Genomic DNA, 19,476 nt, shown 5'->3' with positions numbered 1-19,476 from the left:
CTTAACCAGCCTGAGCAGCAGTACTTCATCCGGTCTGACCAGTCTGACATCCAGTCTGAGTAGCACAAATCAGAACCTGACCACCCTGCAGCAAAATGCCTTACAGTGGAATAGTTCGCTAACAGCTTACGATGCCAGTCATGGCGGTGGTACAGCTCAACGTATTACTAATGTAGCGGCCGGCCGGGTAGCCTTGGATTCTACTGATGCAATTAACGGTAGCCAGTTGTTTAGTTTGTCTGGTTCTACTTCAACCGGACTAAGCAGCCTGTCTACTAACCTGAATGAGGTAACCAAAAATCAGTTGGGTAGTCTGTCTACCATCGTTACTGATAGCCTCAGTACAGTAATTAAGAGTGTAAGCAGTCTGTCAACTGGTTTGAGTGATACCAATACCAATGTAGGTAATCTGCAAAAGGATGCACTGCAATGGAACAATGCAGTGAACGCTTATGATGCCACTCGTGGCGGTCGTGCGCAGAATCTGACCGGTATTGCTGACGGAAATATCAGTGCCGGCTCTAGTGATGCCATTAACGGTGCTCAGATGTACAGCCTGTCTACTTTGACGCAGGCAGGATTGAACAGCAGCAGTACTGGACTAAGCAGCTTGAGCAGTGCCACATCAGCAGGTTTGACTACGGTCAATGATCGCGTGGATACGTTGACCAGCACCACTCAATTAGGACTGGCTAGTGCCAGCACAGGCTTAACCAGCCTGAGCAGCAGTACTTCAACCGGTCTGACTAGCCTGACATCCAGTCTGAGTAGCACAAATCAGAACCTGACCACCCTGCAGCAAAATGCCTTGCAGTGGAATAGCACACTGGGCGCTTATGATGCCAGTCATGGTAGTGGTACAGCTCAGCGTATTACCAATGTAGCTGCAGGCCGCGTGGCAGCGGATTCTACTGATGCGGTAAACGGTAGCCAGCTGTATGCATTGTCTGGTTCTACTTCCACTGGTCTGAATAGTCTGTCAACAGTAGTTTCATCAACTGTAATTTCAGGTATCAACAGCATCAGCAACTCTATGTCTACCGGATATGAGAGTTTGTCACGTAGTTTGAGTACTGCCAGTGACAGTCTGGATAAGCTGGCTACAAACACGAGCACCAGTCTGAGCAGCCTGTCTACCAGCTTTGGCAATACTCAAAAAGATGTGAAAGAGCTGAAGGATAAGAGCCTGCAATGGAGTGATGATAAAAACGGGTTTGATGCTGGAAGACCAAATAAACTTACTCGAGATTTTGATGGAAAATATGGCAAGATCATCAATGTGGCTGATGGTTTAGTTGACCAAGATTCACATGATGCTGTAAATGGCGGCCAGCTGTATACCGAAAGATCAAGACTGACAAGTTTATCAACATCTACTTCGACCGGATTATCTACAATCACCAGTATTTTGCAAGATACTCCGACAGGCGAAATGATCACTAATATTACTAACCTGACGAAGAATGCCTTGCAGTGGAATGGTACGTTGGGAGCTTATGATGCCAGTCATGGCAGCGGTACAGCTCAGCGTATTACCAATGTGGCAGCCGGTAATCTTGCACGTGGTTCTTTAGATGCAGTTAATGCTGGTCAGTTGTGGGATGTGAAAACAGACTTGGATAATCTGAGTACATTGGTACATAGTTTGCCAACAGGTACGGTTTCAGACGCACAATTGAATAGTCTGTCTACCGCGATCAGTCAAGTTGTTGGCAGCCAGATTGCTTCCATAGCATCAGGTCTGGGTACATCTTACACACCGGGTTCGAATGCTATCAATCCGCCTAAATACGATACGTCTACGCCTACTGGTGGCAATGTAACAGCAAATAATGTCGCTGATGCTTTGCAAAATATTCAGAATTATGGCACCAAGTATGCGAAGATCAACTCTGCTAAAGCTGCATCAATTGCTCAAGGTGCTGATTCAATAGCAGTGGGTGGCGCAGCAATGGCTAGTGGTTCTTCAGCGATAGCGATTGGTGATTCAGCTAGTGCTCCTGCTGCCAATGGTGTGGCTTTGGGCAGCAATGCTCAGGTGAAACAGTCCGGTGGTGTGGCTCTGGGCTCCGGATCAGTAGCAAGCACAGCTGCTGGTAAAGTGGGATATATTCCAGTAACTGCAACATCGCAGCAGGCAGCAGCAATCCGTGCCACAAGAAGTACGGAAGGAGCGGTATCTGTGGGTGATGCATCTAAGGGTGTATACCGTCAGATAACTGGTGTTGCAGCTGGTACTGCTGACACTGATGCTGTGAATGTGGCTCAACTTAAAGGTGTTAATAATCAGATTACGAACATCAATAAGTATGTGAACCAAGTAAATGAGCGTGTTCAGCGTACTGAGCGTCGTGCTTATTCTGGTACTGCTCTGGCCATGGCCTTATCCGGTGCTTATCTGCCTTCTCTGAATGCCGGTGAGCAGGCAGTTGGTGTGGGTGTAGGTACTTATCGTGGCTATACCGCTGTAGGCGCCAACTACAAGGCAATGAGTAATAGCGGTAATATCGGCTGGGGTGCAGGTGTTTCCACTACTGGCAAAGAGGTTGGCTTTAATGCCGGTGTTGGCTTCAAGTGGAGCAACAACTAAACCTTTTAGCTGAATCGTGAATAAAACTTCCGGATTTGTTTAGAATCCGGAAGTTTTTTTATTGAGGCTTTCATTGATAGATTTATCAGGCAATACATTTGTTTGACTGCATTTAATGTGAAGTTGATTTGCTCCAGACTGGGTGGATATTTATCCAAACAATAAGTATAGATTTGAGGCTGAAATATTTTCCGCTAGGGATTGTTTGCTGTTTTGTTTTAGCTTGCTAAAACAATAAATTTTGGCTGATTTTATGTTTTTCAGATTTTCATCCGCTCGCTATCTAATTGTTTCCATTTGGCATTAAAACCACGGGCTGCCTGTTGGTGAACAGAAAGCCTGATTTAAACATTAACGATTAGTAAGGTAATTTTCGCCGATAAGAGCATGCCTTACCAAATACTGGTTTTGAGTTTGTTTTATGAGCTGGTAATGGTGATGCAATGTTTCACTAGGCCGTACCCTACTCAGCCTTTATATGGTTTCTATATAGGAAACGATAAAAGATGCCATGATGTGAATCATGTTGAAAATCTAGATTTATCTGTTTAAAAATGGCCAGCACCATGGCGCTTTAGCGCGATAAGGAAATAATTGTTATCGCTTATAGCATCATGAGTTGGATTGTCTGGCCACAGATAGGCAATATGGCACGAAACTTATGATTTAAACCGGATACGATGAATATCACTATTCTTATATCTTTCTTGTAAAGGCGGTAGTTGTGCTGTTTACTTTTCCCAAAGGCAGTGGTGAATGCCTGTAATAAATTCAATTTCCTCTTTTGAGGCAAGGTTTTTTGGTGCATGAGCGAACGAGATATTATAAACAACACCATCCTGACAACATTTGCCATATAAATACTTTTTATACCGGAGTGCATGTGCTGAGGCTTAGTTTGGCCCGAATATTCTCGCCTCAATCTCAAAACTAAATTTGTTTAACGCTTGGTGTATCACAAGTGGATTTGGGATTTACCCTACTCTTTGATAAAAATGCGTTAAATCCCTTTCAACATATCAAACACTACGCGAGCGAAGTTCTTTGCCAGTTCAGGATTAGAAAGGTATTGCATCATCATTTCCTTCTGGGCGTCATTGCTCTCCAACACGGCATTATCAATAGCTTTCGGGAAATCACCTAGCATCACCTGTTCTGGTGAGTTGTTCATAATCTGTGCCATTACAGTTTGGTTTTCTGACAGTTTATCGCGCACTGTGAAAGCATAATTAATTAAGTCTTTATCGGTTAGATTATCGGTGATAAAAAGCTCATTCAAACGTTTTAGGATATTTGACAGAAACTCTTCTTTTTTGTGTTTTGGTTTTGCCGTACCAATATCATTACTTGGATTGATTTTGCCATCTTCAGCATTTTTTTGTAGCTGTAAACTTTGCTGATAGAGCTTCGAAATACGATAATGGCTCATTTCAACGTTGCTTAAATCAATTTTATCATCTTCAATGCGCTGTTCACGCAGCAACGGACGCAGATGGCGGGCAAACAGACTCAGCTTTTCTAAGTCTTTATCATCGTAATCGACGATTTGGGACATAAACTCGTAAAAACGGACAAAACTGCCGAGATCTTTCTTGAAAATAAGCAGCTTACTTTTTTCTTGTTCGCATGCTTTGAAGGTGTTTTCCGCATTGGTAATCAGCACAACATCGCCGGTTTGCTTAGTGAGTTCAACAATTTTTTTGGCATTCTCATACGCCTCAACCGCCGAATTGTAGCGTTGCTGCCAGCGTTGCACAGCTGGTTTGCAGATATTGCTTAAGGCCGAAATGGGTGAATTATTGTTGAAAAATACTTTGCAGAATTGCTCTACTTCGCTCCATAGGAAAATACCGCTGGTACGCAGCTTTGCAAACAAATCAAAGACGAGTTGTGGATCGCTAACATCCGTGAGTGTTGCTGTTTGGTAGTACGGCTGGAAAGCACTCAAAATATCTTCGGGCTGGTTGTAGAAATCAAGTACAAATATGTCTGATTCCGCTTTGCCTGGATAGGTGCGGTTTAACCGCGATAGCGTTTGTACGCATTCGACGCCACCCAGCTTTTTATCCACATACATGGCGCATAGCTTAGGCTGGTCAAAACCAGTTTGAAATTTGTTGGCTACCAGCATTACCTGGTAGTCTTCTGTATCAAACGCTTTGCGCATATCCCGACCTTTTAAGCCTGGATTCATATTGATTTCAGTAAACTTTTGATTTAGCAGTGCAAAGCTATTGTGGTCATCTTCGTGGAATTCCACTTCACCGGAAAACGCCACCATGGCTCTGATTTTGTCGTATTTTTGCTCGGCAATGTATTTATCGAATGCCAGCTTGTAGCGCACTGCCGCTTTACGCGAACTGGTTACCACCATCGCTTTTGCCTGCCCACCCAGTAATTGCATTACATGCTTGCGGAAATGCTCTACTATCACTTTCACTTTCTGTGATACGTTATGCTCGTGAAGCAAGACCCATTGATTTAGTTTGATTTTGGCTTTTTTGCTGTCGACTTCTTGGTCTTCATCATCCAGCTTTTGCAGCAGCTTGTAGGCCACTTTGTAATTAATATAGTTTTGCAGTACATCCAGAATAAAGCCTTCTTCGATGGCCTGACGCATGGAGTAAACGTGGAATGCTTGTGGCTTATTGGTTTTTGAAGCTGGTTCTTGCGGATTTGGTCGACGGCCAAATAACTCCAGCGTTTTGGCTTTAGGTGTGGCGGTAAAAGCGTAAAAGTTAAGGTTGTTGCTGCCTTTACGTGCGGCAATGGTGGCATCTAGAATATCTTCTGTAGATATCTCTACATCGTCATCCATTGCGTCGGTCATCAATACTTCTTTTAGCTGACGCGCTGTAGAGCCACTCTGTGATGAGTGTGCTTCATCGGCAATCACAGCATATTTGCGCTGCTTCAGGCTGACGCTGTTTTCAATCGCTTTTAGGACAAATGGAAAGGTTTGAATGGTGACAATAATGATTGGTTGCGAATTTTCCAGTGCACTTGCCAGCTTTTCCGATTTTGAACCGTCCCCTTCTTTGTTGTTGATGCGGCCGACCACACCATCCTGATGCTCAAACTGATAGATGGTATCCTGTAGCTGATCGTCAAGCACGGTACGATCGGTTACCACAATTACCGAATTAAACAGCTTTACGCCATCTTCATCGTACAGGCGTGAAAGCTGATGGGCTGTCCAGGCGATAGAGTTTGATTTGCCCGACCCCGCACTGTGCTGAATCAGGTATTTATTGCCGGTGCCTTCTACTGTGGCGGCGGTGATGAGTTTGTTTACGACGTCCCATTGATGATAGCGTGGGAAAATCAGGCTTTCGCTTTTGTACTTCACGCCAATGGCATCTTCTTTTTCAACGATTTGCAAGTGCATAAAGCTGGCCAGAATTTTCAGCAGGTTGTCTGGCAACAGCACCTCATTCCACAGGTAGCTGGTGGCGTAGTCGTTGGTATTTTGCGGGCTATCGTTCCCCGCCCCGCCATCATGAGTGCCTTTGTTAAATGGCAGAAAGAAAGTTTTATCACCCGCGAGTTTAGTAGTCATAAACACTTCGTACTGGCTAACTGCAAAATGCACCAGTGCGCCGCGTTTGAAGGTGAGCAGTGGTTCAGACTTATTGGTACCAGAGTTGGGCAAACGCGTTTGTTTATACTGTGTAATGGCATTTTGTACTGCCTGCTTAAATTCAGATTTCAGTTCCAGTGTTGCGATTGGCAGGCCATTAATAAACAATACCAGGTCAATACGCCATTTCTTGGCTTTGACCCCCGTTTCTGCCAATGCTGCTTTTGACGCATGCGGGCTGTAAATCAGCTCCGGCACGATACGAAAGATATTTTGCTTGTAGCGCGTTAGTGTATCTGGGTTGAGGTTATGTTCTGGCTTAAACTGACACAGAGAAAAACGCGCACTATGGCTTTTAATACCATGGCGCAGCACGCCAAGCGTGCCGTAGGTGCGCGACTGCCTATCGGTAGCGTTGATATCCGCTTTTTTCAGCTGTGCCACCAGCGCATCGAGAAAATGACGCTCGGTATCGGTGGGATAAATGTTGGCAAACTTCTCCCACTCCTGTGGCTGCGTAGTCTGCACAAAGGTCAGCGTATCCTGCGAGTAAAACGCACGTTCGCGATCGTAGCCGTCGGTTTTTCCACGGATCCAGCCTCTCTCTTCCATTTGAGCGATTATGTCATTCTGGAAAATCAGCTCTTTGGTGCTGTCCATGCTCATACAGCGGTCTCCTGTAGCTCCTCAATGTCTTGCGTATCTGAGGCAACCCAATCGCGGACGTCGATTTTTCCTGTGACGGCGGCGGAGATCAGGGCGGTGCGGCGTTCTTGTGCAAGTCGGATTGTCAATTCTGCATTTTCAATTAAACATTCAAGAGTATCTATTTTTTCATTTAAATAGTTAACAATTTTATATTGTTCTTCTAATGGAGGGATACAGAACCAAAAATTCTGAATTTTATCCAAGTGCAGGTTAATTACAGTACTTTGTTTAATTAAACCAAAAATTTGTTCTTTGATTTCGTGACTTTTGAAATAAAACTCTGAATATTCAGGGGTTAGCGTGCTCTTAAACTTTATCAGACACAGGCTAACGAAAATACTGAATTCCCAATCCCAGTCAACAAGTTTAGGAACGCCAATAGTACCATTTTTTGACAACAGTAAATCACCATTTTCTGGCCTGCATCTTTTAATTAATTCTTTATGCTCATGCTCAGGAATGAATTTTATATTATCAAAATCAATGTATTTATCCTGAATATCAGTCACCCGTAAAAATGGGATACCTTTTTCAGTGTAAGTAGGTGTGAAGTGTGCACCATCTACAATTTGGCGTGTATGATATTTTAGGCGTGCGGGTATCCAATGCTTCGGTATATCCCCCAACCACTCAACACCAGAATCTTTCATCGGCACATCAGGGTTTAGCCCTTTAGTAACGGCATGGCTAATCACTGCCTGACGTTTTTCTTTCAGCAGTTCAATCAGTTGCTGTTGCTTCTCGATCAGGTTATCGATTTTTGCGGTTTCGTAGTCAAGGAAGCATGAAATATTTCGTTGCTCATGCATGGGAGGAAAACAGAATTTTTCCATCAAATAAGCATCTGCATCGAGGTTTTGAATGCCCGTTGTTTGCTTAATCGATGGGTAATTTACTTTCCCTGCATAAAGCTGTGAAAACACATATGTCAAAAAATGACTATCATAGCTTTCCCTTGGGGACATTTTTGCAACAAAGTTTGAAGTAACTGCCTCGTATTCTTTATCAAACAAAACAACACAACCAACTAAAGTCTTTTCACCGCCACCTGATTTCTCGATTAATAAATCGCCTTTTTTAAGCAAACGGCTACCTCTATCTTTCGGAAGAATAGACCTTGTCGTTAGTTTCGAATCAGAAATCTTAAATGACTGACGCTCAAAATCAGCAACTCGGAGCACAATTAAATCATGCTTATCATCAGGCTCCCCCCCCCAAACGCCATTCGTACAACTATCAACCGCACGTTTTAGTGAATGAATATGCCAATTTAGAGGAGTTTCACCCAGCCACTCAACTCCCGAATCCTTATACTCTGGATAGGCCTTATACTTAGCCATCAGGAATGTACCTCCTGCAGCAGCTTCATAATCTCGGCGCTGACCGCATCCAGATCGGCATCAATTTCCTCCAGTGGGCGCGGTGGCTGATAAACATAGAAATGGCGGTTAAACGGAATCTCGTAACCGACAATTCCCACTTCACCATCTTTCGCATCACGTTTATCGGCGTTGATCCACGCGTCATTCACATGCGGCAGCACTTCTGTTTTGAAGTAATTTTCAATCAGGTCGCTGTTGGATAAGGCTGGGTTTAGCGGTACATTTTCGTTATCACGCAGCTCGCCGTCCTGCTCAAACTCAACAACCTTGTCTTTATATTCAAACGCACCGTACAGCGGCTGAGGGGCTTTTTTCAGCACTTTCTTGACCACTGGTTCGGCATCCGGGTTTTTGGTAGTGATGGCATCGATAAACTGTTTGTTTTCTTTCGTATCCAGCTTCACGCCAGCTGTTTTGATGGCCTCTTTCAGGGTCAACTGGAACTGGTTGAAGTCATTGCTCACCAGCGTTTTGCCACCCGCCTGTGTACCCAGAGCTGCCTGTATCTGCTGTGCTTTTTCCATTAACCCGCGCTGCGCCAGCCACAGTTTGCTGTCGAGCAGGTCTTTAATCTGCTTCTCTTTCAGCTCGGCAAATTCGGCTTTGATGATGGCACGCGCATCGGTTTCCATCCCCGAGAAATCGCCGTAGGTGTCGTCCTGCCACTGGAACGCGAACTCATCATACAAACGTTCCATTGGCGCGTTAAATGGTTTCGGTGCAAAGCGTAGTGTTGCAATTGCTTCATCCGTCACCTGAGCAGATATCCGCAGCGGGCGCTCAATGGTCAGGCGGCGGTAGCCAAAGTTGGTATTGTTAAAGATTTTACTGGCGAAGGTTTTCGGCGCTTCGGTTTTGGCGGTGGCAGGCTGGCGGCCACGGCTGGATTTTTGCTCCTTAGCTTTTTCCAAACCCAGTTCTTTTAGGGGGGTAGCAGTCACTACTTCAAAATTACCAAAGATTTGCGTAATCAGTTTGATATCATCTTCGCCCAACATATTTCGCTTGGAGCCCAATGATTTACGCATTTTGCCGCACAGGTTGGTGCCATCAATTAGCTGTACTTTGCCTTTACGCTCAGGCGCTTTTTTGTTGGAAAGTATCCAGATGTAGGTGGCAATGCCAGTGTTGTAGAACATGTCTGTTGGCAATGCGATGATGCCTTCCAGCAAATCGGCTTCCAAAATGTAGCGGCGGATTTCGCTTTCACCACTGCCCGCTCCACCGGTAAACAACGGAGAGCCATTAAGAATAATTCCGATACGGCTGCCGTGGCTGACGCTATCATCTACATTATGGTTGTTGCGCATTTTGCTGATCAGGTGCAGTAGAAACAATAGCGAACCGTCGGAAACCCGCGGCAGGCCAGGACCAAAGCGGCCGCTAAATCCTTTTTGTATATGCTCATCAATAATATCGCCCTCTATTTTTTTCCAGTCTACGCCAAATGGCGGGTTAGAGAGCATATAGTCAAATTTATCCAGTGGTAGCTGGTCGTTAGAGAGGGTGTTGCCCAGTTTAATTCGGCTGACATCCTGACCTTTAATGAGCATATCGCCTTTACAGATGGCGTAGGATTCTGGGTTTAGCTCTTGGCCAAAAGGACATAGGACAGCTTTAGGATTCAGCTCGTGCACATATTCCATACCGGCAGAGAGAAAACCACCTGTGCCGGCGGTTGGGTCGTAAATGGTGCGGATGATACCGTCCTTGACCAGCACTTCATCATCTTTCATTAATACCAGAGAGGTGGTTAAACGGACGATATCACGTGGGGTGAAGTGCTCACCGGCGGTTTCGTTTGAGCTTTCTGCAAAACGGCGGATCAACTCTTCGAATACTAGCCCCATTTCATAGTTGGATATCGCTTTTGGACTAAGGTCGGTAGTGGCAAATTTTTTCACCACTTTATACAGCAAGTTGGCATCTTCCAGCAGGCCGATAAACTCACTGAATTTAAAGTGATCGAAGATTTCACGCGCATCCGGTGAAAACGCCTGTACGTAGCTTTCTAGGTTGGCTTTGATGTCGTTCTGCCCCAATTTACCTAGATCCATCTTAGACGTATTGTAAAAAGTAAGTCCGCTGGCGTGCTGCAGAAGCATTTCTAAGCTTTCTTCCGGCAGTGTGTTGGTTTGAAATTCATCATATTTTGCCACCACTGCATCTTTCGTTTCTGCCAATACACACTCTAGGCGGCGCAGCAGGGTAAAGGGCAGGATCACGCGCCCGTACTGAGACTGCTTGAAATCTCCACGCAGTAAATCTGCCACCGACCAGATAAACGCAGCCGTTTGGGAAAAATTAGTGTTTGTCATGAGTTCCTCGGAAAAGATTGCAGCCAGAGTACAAATGCGCACAGGCAAAAAATTCAATTCAGAATGCTGTAGGCGAGATGATACCTGCTCTGTGTGCCATCGCAAGCGATGCAAAACAAAGAAAGATACAGTGGGGGTGACGTATGACACAGATGTTTTTACAAACCCCTTAGGCTGAACAGCAAGATATGGATGAGAAACCATAGCGCTGGTGATGGTTGCTCTGAGCCCAAAGATTAGATATAGCTTGAATTTTACACTCGAATCAGAGTATTAACTAAATAAAAATGTTGATATTGGTTTGATGCTATTGGTATGTTGGTGAGATGAGTTGGGCTGATTTTAATGAAGATGCTTTTGATAAGCGGCTTCTAAGTTTTATTTAAAAATTGTGTTCTCAAATGAAAATAATTGCTTCTGTTTGTGTTGATGTTTGAGCAATAACAAAACGTGGCGTGATTCAAAGATAAACGGGGCAACATATCATTTTAGTAGTAAGTGTAAGGCGCAGTTTTTACAAATGGGATGTTAATCCTTTCGGTATCTGAATATTTTTATCTTTTTGTCATAATTAAGTGCTAGGTGACGCTGTGTAACCCTGTGTCGCATATTTGAGCGTGTTTTTTCTTTTGAAATGCTCCGTGTCCAAGTCACGAACCAATATTTGCTGTTACCACTGTATTCGTTTTGCTACCCAAGGTGATGAGTTGTATCGTATTGGCTCGCCTTTTGATTTCGGTTAACACAAGGCAGTATTTTAGAACCGATGCATGATTAAACTAAGCTTCTTTTTCTGAAATTTCATTAAGCAGTTTCAAAGGACGATGACATTTGGTGTAGAACCGCTAATCATTATTTGTGATTTCAACATTACTGACTTTAATTCAGCGGCCGTTGTACCCAAAAAGCGATAATTCGCTGTTTGATACGCCGGTTTGATTTTGTTTTATCTGGTGATAAAACGGAAGTTACTGACGACGGTACAAATAGTGGATTGTATAGTTGTTTTCAAAAAGAGCTGGTTAAATGCAGTTGGATAATATGTAGTTGGAATCAGCTTTTATTGTCTTACGCCTGTGTGTATTATATATTTATTAATATTTATCTATTATTACATAAACATGGATATGATAAACCATGTGTAGTGTGCAGCGGGAACCGTCTGGGATGCAGGTTGCTTTGGTTGTGGAGGGCGGCGGTATGCGTGCCGCTTTCAGCAGTGGGGTAACAGATGCTTTTTTGCAGGCAGACTTTAATCCGTTTACTTTGCTGGTTGGTGTATCTTCTGGTGCAAGTACGATTGCCAGCTATTTGTCTGGGCAAACCGGTCGTAATCTGGATGTGCTGATGAATCAGTCGTGCCAGAGGCCGTTTATCAGCTGGTCTCGTTTTATCCGTGGTGGTGATTTATTGGATATAGACTGGTTATGGCGAGTGGTACAGCAGGAAAATCCGCTCGACTGCGAACGTATGTTTGCACAGAAGCGTAATTTCAGAATTGTGCTTAGTAATGCTGTTACAGGGGAGGCACATTATGCTGAGGCTGAACCCAAAAATTTTTTAGATGTGCTGCGTGCTTCTAGCTCTATCCCTTTTATTATTCGTAAACCGGTACCCATCGGTAGTGAAATTTATTTTGATGGTGGTGTGGCTGATGCCTTGCCGGTGCGATGGGCGCTGTCGCAGCCGAATATCGGCGGTGTTGTTGTTATCCGTACACGTGCGCATGCTTATGTTAAGAAAGGTGGATTTGGTGATGCTTTGCTGGCACGGCGCTTGCCTGACAATGGGTTTGCTCGGGCTTTGCGTCAGCGGGTAAAGCATTATAATGCTACGCTGGCATGGATGCGCCGGCCTGAACACTCGCGGTATATTTTTGAAATCAATCCGCCGGAAAATAGCAAAATGGCTGGACGCCTGTGCCAGGATGCTAGCCGTTTGCGTTATAGTTATGCGGCTGGGCTGGAGTGTGGACAAAAATTTCTGCAGCAATGGCCGGTGTTTAAAGATTTCTTCAGCCTTAATGTACAGGATTAAGGGGAATGGGTAATTTGGTGAAGTAATGACAAAAGATTCGATTGTATCGAAAACACAGCGTCGTCTTAGTCTTTTTGTGGCTATTCTGGCACTGGCTTTTGTTCTGCGTGGTCCGCTGACGGGTGTTGGACCTTTATTGCAGAATATTCAGGCACAGCTGCACATCAGTAGTACGCTGGCTGGCTTACTAACGACGGTGCCGCTGCTGACCTTTGGTTTGTTTTCTATTTTTATTCCTAGACTGGCAGCGCGTTTTGGTTCGGAGCAGATGGTATTTTTTGCTCTGTGGGTGCTGACGCTGGGGCTGGTGTTGCGTTGTGGCAGTGGGCTATTTTTGCTGCTGGCGGGTACAACTTTGCTTAGCTGTGCTATTGCTGTGGGTAATGTGCTGATTCCCAGTATGGTAAAACAGTACTTCCCGTTTAAGATGGGCTTGGTGACTGCATTATATGCCTTGATTATGAATGTAGGTGGTGCTGCCGGTTCGGCATTGAGTGCCCCTTTAGCGCATAGTAACTTGTGGGGCTGGCGTGGCGCTTTGGTGGCGTGGGTATTGCCAGCTCTGGTAGCGATGGTGATCTGGTGGCTGCCTTTTAAAACAGCGAATGCCATTCCCAGAGCGGCTGTGCGTTCGCGGCCGGTAACGGTACATTTGTGGCGTAATCCGCTGGCGTGGCAGGTGACGCTGTTTATGGGATTTCAATCATTTTTGTTTTATTCCACGGTAAGCTGGCTGCCGCAGATTGTAGCCAAAGCTGGTGTGTCTGCTACTGAGGCCGGAGGCTGGCTTGGGCTGATGCAGTTGGTAATGGTGCCAACTAATCTGCTAATACCAATTTATGCCGCCAGATTAAAACAGCAGCAGTGGATTGGCGCATTGTGTGGGGTATCGCTGATACTGTCTGTGTTATTGCTGATGTCGCCATGGCGTAGCTGTTATTTTCCAGCCGTGCTGCTGCTGGGTCTCGGTATCAGTGGTGCTTTCTGTCTGAGTATGATGTTTTTCAGTCTGCGCAGTAGCAGTGTAACTGAGGGCGTATTGTTGTCTGGTATGGCACAGACCTGTGGATATTTGTTTGCTGCTGTAGGGCCGGTTTTGATGGGGGCGTTACACGACATCATGCATTCATGGTTTCCTGCGTTGGTGCTGATGTTTTTTGCTGCGCTGGTGATTACAGTATCCGGCTGGAAAGCTGGTCAGGATCGGAAGCTGGCTGATTTTCAATAATAGATAATTATCCACAAGTTTATCCACAGGATTTTATGTATAAAGTTGGCTATCCGCATACCGGACAGTCTGGGTTTGGTGCCAGTTGAAAGCGTTGCCATTGAAAGCGTTGTGCATCAAAGCAGTGCAGCCAGCAGCCGGTAGGTTGAATACCGGTGATGATCTTTAATGCTTCGCCAGCCTGCGCGGCGCCCATGACACCGAGTAAGGGAGCAAATACGCCGTTTTTGGCACAACTGGCACCTTCATCATTCATTTCACCTTCAAAGAGGCACTGATAACAGGGACCATGGCCGTCGCGAAAATCATATACTGCCAGCTGACCGGAAAATATCAGTGCTGAGGCCGAAACCAGTGGTTTATGGGCTGTAAAACAAGCCTGATTAATCAAACGGCGGCTGGCAAAGTTGTCGGTGCAATCAAGTACTATGTCGGCATCCTGTACAAGCTTTTGCAGCAGAGTAGCATCTGCTCTGGCAACAACGGGATGCAGTTGTGTGTGTGTGTGATGAGCCTGTAAGCGTTGGCACAAGACGCTGGCTTTATCTGCGCCTATATCGGAATCGTTAAACCAATACTGCCGTTGCAGATTGCTGATATCGATGCTGTCGTTGTCCACTACGGTGATATGCCCTACGCCGCTGGACACCAGATAGGTAAGCGCCGGATGTGCTAAACCACCTGCTCCGATAATCAGTACGCGTGCGCTGAGAATGGCCTGCTGTCCGGCTATGTCCAGTTTATCCAGTAAGATATGGCGGCTGTAACGCAGTAGTTGTTCATCGGTAATCATGGGAGCCTCGTTTGATTGGATGATGGTGGCCGAAGATGCAGTAGTAGTGTGGATGGTTGTGCCCTGCTATTATAAGGGCTTAGCTATATTTCTCTGAATACTTATGCACCATCGTGTCCGGCCGGCCGGTCGATTTTTACATCATCTGCAAGCGTTTCTGCACAAGGGCGGCTTGATTGCCTATCCGGCGGAAGGCAGTTACGGGCTTGGCTGTTTGCCTGATTATGCTCCGGCGTTACGCCGGCTGATTGCGCTAAAAAAAAGGGCTCAGCATAAGGGGCTGATTGTGATTGGTGCTGATTTTGCACAATTGCGGCCATTGTTGGCACCTGTGTCTGCAGCTGAATCTAAAGCTATTATGCGCGAATGGCCAGCACCTAAAACTTTGTTGTTACCAGCACGGCAGCGAGTTCTGCCTTTGCTGCGGGGGCGTGGTCGACACAATCTGGCGGTACGTATTCCTGATCTGGCTACGGCACGGTTTCTGTGCAAAGCAACCGGTACGGCACTGGTCTCCACTTCATGCAATCGGGCTGGTAAAAAAGCCTGTAAAACGGAGCGTGAGGTTAGACGTCAGTTTGGGCGTCAGGTGTTGATTCTTGGCGGACGAACCGGTGGTCGCAGGCAACCCAGCCAGATTATTGACTGGGCGTCAGGTAAACGGCTGCGTTGATTGCCGGTCTCTTTGTGAATCGTTGATAGCGTTTACTGGGGCAGAAATCTTAGTATCTGTTATCAAAATTCACGCGGGTTTGTGCGGTGATGATGTTGCTAATGATTGCGGGCAATGACAAATTGAGCCAGCTCGCGCAGATGCTCAGCGCGATGGTCAAAACCAGCCAGTGCTTCCAAGGCCTTTTGTACTAAATTTTCAGCATATCGGCGCGCTGAAGCCAGACCCAGCAGGCTGACATAGGTGGGTTTATTGGCCTGCGCATCCTTTCCGGCTGTTTTTCCCAGAACGCCGCTATCCTGTTCATAATCGAGTACATCATCTATTACTTGAAAAGCCAAACCCAAATGACAGGCATAGGCATCAAGAGCAGTAAGTTGGTGCTGTTCGATATCGTTACAGCAGAGTCCGCCAAGGGCTACGGCTGACCGGATTAGTGCACCGGTTTTGAGCTGATGCATATGCTCAAGTTCATTTTGATTCAGGCTTTTACCAACGCAGGCCAGATCAATGGCTTGTCCTCCAGCCATGCCACTACAGCCGGCGGCCTGAGCCAGTGTCTGTACCATTTGCAGCTGACGCTCGGGTGAGAGTGTGGTGGGCCGGCTGAGTAGGCTGAATGCCATGCTTTGCAGCGCGTCGCCAACCAGTAAAGCGGTGGCTGGTGTGTAGCGAATGTGGCAGGCAGCTTTGCCGTGACGCAAGCTGTCGTTGTCCATTTCGGGCATATCGTCGTGTACCAGTGAATAAATGTGGATACATTCGATTGCGGCAATGGCGTTATCCACAGCCTCTGCTATATTGTTTCCCAGCTCGGCAGCAGCGAAAACCAGCATCGGACGCAAGCGCTTGCCGCCATCCAGCGCAGCATAGCGCATGGCATCAATCAGGGGTGCCGGTAGCTCGTCAGATAAGGGCAATAGGCGATTTAGGGTTTGTTCGGTATGGTTTTGTACCTGTTGTTGCCAGTGGGCAAAGTTACTCCCCTGCTTCAAGTTTCAGCTCCTTCAATTCGCCGTTGTCCAATACCTGTAGTTTTTGTTCGACTTCGGCCAGTTTTTGCTGGCAGTATTGCACCAATTCCTGACCATACTCGTAAGCGGTTAACGCTTCTTCTAATGGCAGATCATTGTTTTGCATTGATTCGGTAATTTTTTCCAGTTGCTGGATGGCTTCTTCATAGCTCTTGGGTGTGATTTTCTTCATCATGTGGGGTCTTTAGACATTATCGGGAATATTGTAACACTGGCTGTGGTGCTCTTGCTGTGGATATGCTCAGTGGTCGGCTGAATAGCAGTAGGGTTGAAGTTTTGTAGTGTAATGCGACTGCGGGTAGATTATGTTTCTGAGCTGTGAATTGCTGTTAATAATACTGATAATTTTTTGTTAACTTTTTTCTGATTAATAAGTGGTAAGGTGTGGTTGTCTGGCTGTGATTCATGGATGCTTTAAATCATGGATTGAATATACTGAAGAATGTGTTTTGTATGAATTCGAATATTCTGCTCATAAATTTTATTTATATATTCATAAATTCTATCAGTCATAAGCTTTAAAGGTGGTTGAAAATAGGGAAACGAGCTGAATGAAGGAATGGGTGTAAAGTATGGCCCGTAGTATTTATTTTAATAGCATAAATATGTCTGGCACACTAAGACTGGGCAGCTCGGATAGAGTATTTCAGCGTTTTTAAAGATGAATATTGTGTAGATTATTTATATGGAATTATATAATTTTTATTTGTTTTGATGAAATTTGTTTGCTGGAATGTGTTTTTTTGCTGTTTATTTTACTGGTTTTAAAGCATAATATTGTTTAAGGCATAATTATGTTGTGCTAACTTGGGGTGATTGTTTTATTTAAAAATTAAAACATGGAACTATTTAATTTGTATGTTTTGATAATTAAATTTATGTATAACAGAAATGCCTGAGGGGGAGTATTGGCGGGCTATTCATGCTGATATGTCTATAGGTTAATACTATGGTGGTTTCTGTGTAAGCTGGATGTCAGTCTATTTGTTTATAATCGAATAAATGCTGTGTTCTGAATCGTTTTTACAGGTTGCTTGGGTAGTTTCTTAGGTTTAAGTAGGCGTTATGGGTAAACATATTTTTTATGAGGAGTCCGGTCAGTTTAAAGTAGCCGAAGTGGTTCAGGAAAATGAGGCTACTTTTCTGGTGAATACACAGCATGGCAAACGGGCAAAAATTAAATCCAGCCATGTTTTTTTGGTGTTTGAGGGTGATGCTGTGCAGTTTTTACAGCAGGCCAGTGCTGCCGCCGCCGGTATTGATATCGGCCTGTTGTGGGAAGCTGTGGGGGTGGAAGCTGAATTTACGGCAGCCGAGGCTGCTTCTGAATATTTCGGTAGTAATAGTGGTCAGGTTGAACTTGCTGCGGTTTTAATGGCGCTCTATGCGGCACCTATGTACTTTTATAAGAAGAATAAAGGGGTGTTTAAGGCTGCACCGGCAGAAACTTTGCAGCAGGCTTTGGCGGCGATTGAACGGCGCAAACAGCAGGAAGAACAAATTAATAGCTGGATTGAAGAGTTGCTTGCCGGCCACCTACCTGCTGCTATTGCTGCTGATGCAAAGATGATTTTGCACGCTCCTGATAAGCAAAGTTTGAGTTATAAGGCGGTGATAAAAGCCGCTGAGCAGAAAAAAATATCTTTGTTTGCGCTGATGCAGAGTGTAGGTGCTGTGCCTGCGCTGCCGGACTACTTTCTGGATGGTTTTCTACTTGCCGAGTTTCCTAATGGGGTGGCATGCGGAGATTATCCGTTGCCGGATATTGGCAATTTACCTGTTGCTGATGAGGCGGTGCGGGCATTTTCGATTGATGATGCGGATACTAGTGAGGTAGATGATGCGTTTAGTGTACGTGATCTGCCCAATGGTAATAAGCTGGTGGGTATTCACATTGCTGCACCTTCCTTGGCCATTGATGCTGATTCGGCGCTGGAAAAGCTGATATTTGAACGCCTAAGTACGGTTTATTATCCGGGCGGAAAAATCACGATGCTGCCGGATAACTGGGTAGCTGCTTTTAGTTTGGATGAGGGTGATAGCCGGCCGGCTATCAGTCTATATGCTGAAGTGAATCCTCAGTTTGAGATTGTGCATTGTAAATCGTGTATTGAGTCGGTTTATGTAGATCGTAATTTACGTATTGAACATATTGAGCAGGCCTTTCAGCCGCAACAGATGCGCACAGATGATGAGATTTTTCCGCATCAGCAAGAAATGAACTGGCTGTATGATTTTGCCGTGGCCAGAATGCAGGCACGCGGAAAATATGATCCGGCTCGCCCGTCTCAGTATGATTACGGTATTAAGCTGGAAGCGGGTAATCAGGTGCGTATCTGTGTGCGCGAGCGAGGTGCGCCAATTGATATGCTGGTAAGTGAGCTGATGATTTTTGCCAACAGTACTTGGGCTCAGATGCTGGATGCTGCGGATATGGCGGGTTTGTTTCGTGTTCAGCCTACGGGACGGGTAAGGATGAGTACGCATTCTGAGCCGCATATTGGTCTGGGACTGAAACATTATGCATGGTTTACATCACCGCTGCGTCGCGCTACTGATTATATTAATCAAAAACAGCTGATTAGTTTGCTTGACCCGCATGCTTCTCCCCGCTTTGAGCCGCAGGATGCGATGTTGTTTGCGGTATTGCGGGATTTTGAATCTACTTATGCTACCTATAATGATTTTCAGCGCCATATGGAGGCATACTGGAGTCTGATTTATATTCAGCAGGAGCGTTTGCAGGAATTGAATGCACAGTTAATCCGCGATGATTTGGTGCGGATAGAGGGTTTGCCGCTGGTTAGCAGAGTCAGCGGGATACCTGTTGATGCTTTGCCTAAAAGCAGGATGAAAGTAGCGATAACTGGTGTAGACCTTGTGCAGGTGAGTGTGGGACTAAATTATATCAATGCTTTGTTGCCCCAGAATGGTGTCTGAGGGGGTAAATGAGTTTTGTATCGAGCCGATTCAGCTATTGGATGCGGATACAGATGCCGATTGGTTTAGATTATTCGCAATCGTTGTTATGGTGTTTGTCTGTGCTTGTTGGTGCCGGCGTTAACCGGCCTTTTTGCTTCAGCCGGAATTAACTTTGTTTTAATATCTTGTTTTTATAGATGCAGCCCATATA

11 protein-coding genes are annotated in these 19,476 nt (G+C 45.4%); 5 read left to right on the top strand and 6 right to left on the bottom strand.

Annotated features, from left to right (window positions below; genetic code table 11):
- Window positions 1–2,590: YadA family autotransporter adhesin (locus J3U75_RS05700; protein ID WP_267390968.1), on the top strand; the 2,590-nt coding region annotated here is incomplete at its 5' end.
- A gap of 1,000 nt (window positions 2,591–3,590) precedes the next feature.
- Here J3U75_RS05700 and J3U75_RS05695 read toward each other — a convergent pair.
- From J3U75_RS05695 to J3U75_RS05685, 3 genes are read right to left on the bottom strand one after another with little or no spacing between them, the layout of a single operon-like run.
- Entirely contained in the window at window positions 3,591–6,836 is a 3,246-nt protein-coding gene (locus tag J3U75_RS05695) for a type I restriction endonuclease subunit R (protein WP_267390966.1), read from the bottom strand.
- Window positions 6,833–8,218: a restriction endonuclease subunit S gene (locus J3U75_RS05690; RefSeq protein ID WP_267390964.1), complete on the bottom strand. Its 1,386-nt coding sequence runs from the start codon at window positions 8,216–8,218 to the stop codon at window positions 6,833–6,835. The genes J3U75_RS05695 and J3U75_RS05690 overlap by 4 nt, the downstream gene beginning before the upstream one ends.
- Window positions 8,218–10,578, bottom strand: coding sequence for a type I restriction-modification system subunit M (locus J3U75_RS05685; protein WP_267390963.1), 2,361 nt, complete (start codon window positions 10,576–10,578; stop codon window positions 8,218–8,220). Before J3U75_RS05685 ends, J3U75_RS05690 begins: the two co-directional genes overlap by 1 nt.
- A 1,137-nt stretch (window positions 10,579–11,715) precedes the next feature.
- Here J3U75_RS05685 and J3U75_RS05680 point away from each other — a divergent pair.
- Together J3U75_RS05680 and J3U75_RS05675 are read left to right on the top strand one after the other, a co-directional pair.
- On the top strand, window positions 11,716–12,615 hold the full coding sequence (locus J3U75_RS05680; protein WP_267390962.1) for a patatin-like phospholipase family protein: 900 nt from the start codon (window positions 11,716–11,718) through the stop codon (window positions 12,613–12,615).
- Window positions 12,616–12,640: 25 nt separating this feature from the next.
- The gene (locus tag J3U75_RS05675; protein WP_267390961.1) at window positions 12,641–13,843 is read left to right on the top strand and encodes a CynX/NimT family MFS transporter; all 1,203 of its coding nucleotides are present in this window, start codon (window positions 12,641–12,643) and stop codon (window positions 13,841–13,843) included.
- Between the two features lie 49 nt (window positions 13,844–13,892).
- On the opposite strand, the gene J3U75_RS05670 is transcribed toward J3U75_RS05675, so the two are convergent.
- Complete coding sequence (locus tag J3U75_RS05670; RefSeq protein ID WP_267390960.1) at window positions 13,893–14,636, bottom strand: HesA/MoeB/ThiF family protein; 744 nt, start codon at window positions 14,634–14,636, stop codon at window positions 13,893–13,895.
- Between the two features lie 103 nt (window positions 14,637–14,739).
- On the opposite strand from J3U75_RS05670, the gene J3U75_RS05665 reads away from it, so the two are divergent.
- Window positions 14,740–15,309 carry an L-threonylcarbamoyladenylate synthase gene (locus J3U75_RS05665; protein WP_267390959.1) on the top strand — a complete coding sequence of 190 codons (570 nt, stop codon included), beginning with the start codon at window positions 14,740–14,742 and terminating at the stop codon, window positions 15,307–15,309.
- A 98-nt stretch (window positions 15,310–15,407) separates the two neighbouring features.
- Here J3U75_RS05665 and J3U75_RS05660 read toward each other — a convergent pair whose 3' ends face one another.
- Together J3U75_RS05660 and J3U75_RS05655 are read right to left on the bottom strand one after the other, a co-directional pair.
- Window positions 15,408–16,304 (bottom strand): polyprenyl synthetase family protein, encoded by an 897-nt coding sequence (locus tag J3U75_RS05660; RefSeq protein ID WP_267390958.1) that lies wholly within the window; start codon window positions 16,302–16,304, stop codon window positions 15,408–15,410.
- Window positions 16,288–16,515, bottom strand: a complete 228-nt coding sequence (locus J3U75_RS05655; protein ID WP_100141044.1) for an exodeoxyribonuclease VII small subunit — start codon at window positions 16,513–16,515, stop codon at window positions 16,288–16,290. Before J3U75_RS05655 ends, J3U75_RS05660 begins: the two co-directional genes overlap by 17 nt.
- Before the next feature lie 893 nt (window positions 16,516–17,408).
- On the opposite strand from J3U75_RS05655, the gene J3U75_RS05650 reads away from it, so the two are divergent.
- A complete protein-coding gene (locus J3U75_RS05650; protein ID WP_267390957.1) occupies window positions 17,409–19,283 on the top strand; it encodes a ribonuclease catalytic domain-containing protein in 1,875 nt (624 codons plus the stop codon).
- Window positions 19,284–19,476: the final 193 nt, after the last annotated feature.

Origin of the sequence: Snodgrassella sp. B3088 (assembly GCF_026535815.1) — a bacterium.
Classification (GTDB): domain Bacteria; phylum Pseudomonadota; class Gammaproteobacteria; order Burkholderiales; family Neisseriaceae; genus Snodgrassella; species Snodgrassella alvi_E.
Note: the sequence above shows the minus strand (reverse complement) of the source record. Positions and strands in the feature narration are given on the sequence as shown.

What these genes read in the sequence shown, in the direction of transcription:
- J3U75_RS05695 (WP_267390966.1), bottom strand. Translation starts at nt 6,836, where the DNA reads ATGAGCATGGACAGCACCAAAGAGCTGATTTTCCAGAATGACATAATC.
- J3U75_RS05650 (WP_267390957.1), top strand. Translation starts at nt 17,409, where the DNA reads ATGGGTAAACATATTTTTTATGAGGAGTCCGGTCAGTTTAAAGTAGCC.
- J3U75_RS05665 (WP_267390959.1), top strand. Translation starts at nt 14,740, where the DNA reads ATGCACCATCGTGTCCGGCCGGCCGGTCGATTTTTACATCATCTGCAA.
- J3U75_RS05655 (WP_100141044.1), bottom strand. Translation starts at nt 16,515, where the DNA reads ATGAAGAAAATCACACCCAAGAGCTATGAAGAAGCCATCCAGCAACTG.
- J3U75_RS05675 (WP_267390961.1), top strand. Translation starts at nt 12,641, where the DNA reads ATGACAAAAGATTCGATTGTATCGAAAACACAGCGTCGTCTTAGTCTT.
- J3U75_RS05690 (WP_267390964.1), bottom strand. Translation starts at nt 8,218, where the DNA reads ATGGCTAAGTATAAGGCCTATCCAGAGTATAAGGATTCGGGAGTTGAG.
- J3U75_RS05685 (WP_267390963.1), bottom strand. Translation starts at nt 10,578, where the DNA reads ATGACAAACACTAATTTTTCCCAAACGGCTGCGTTTATCTGGTCGGTG.
- J3U75_RS05680 (WP_267390962.1), top strand. Translation starts at nt 11,716, where the DNA reads ATGTGTAGTGTGCAGCGGGAACCGTCTGGGATGCAGGTTGCTTTGGTT.
- J3U75_RS05670 (WP_267390960.1), bottom strand. Translation starts at nt 14,636, where the DNA reads ATGATTACCGATGAACAACTACTGCGTTACAGCCGCCATATCTTACTG.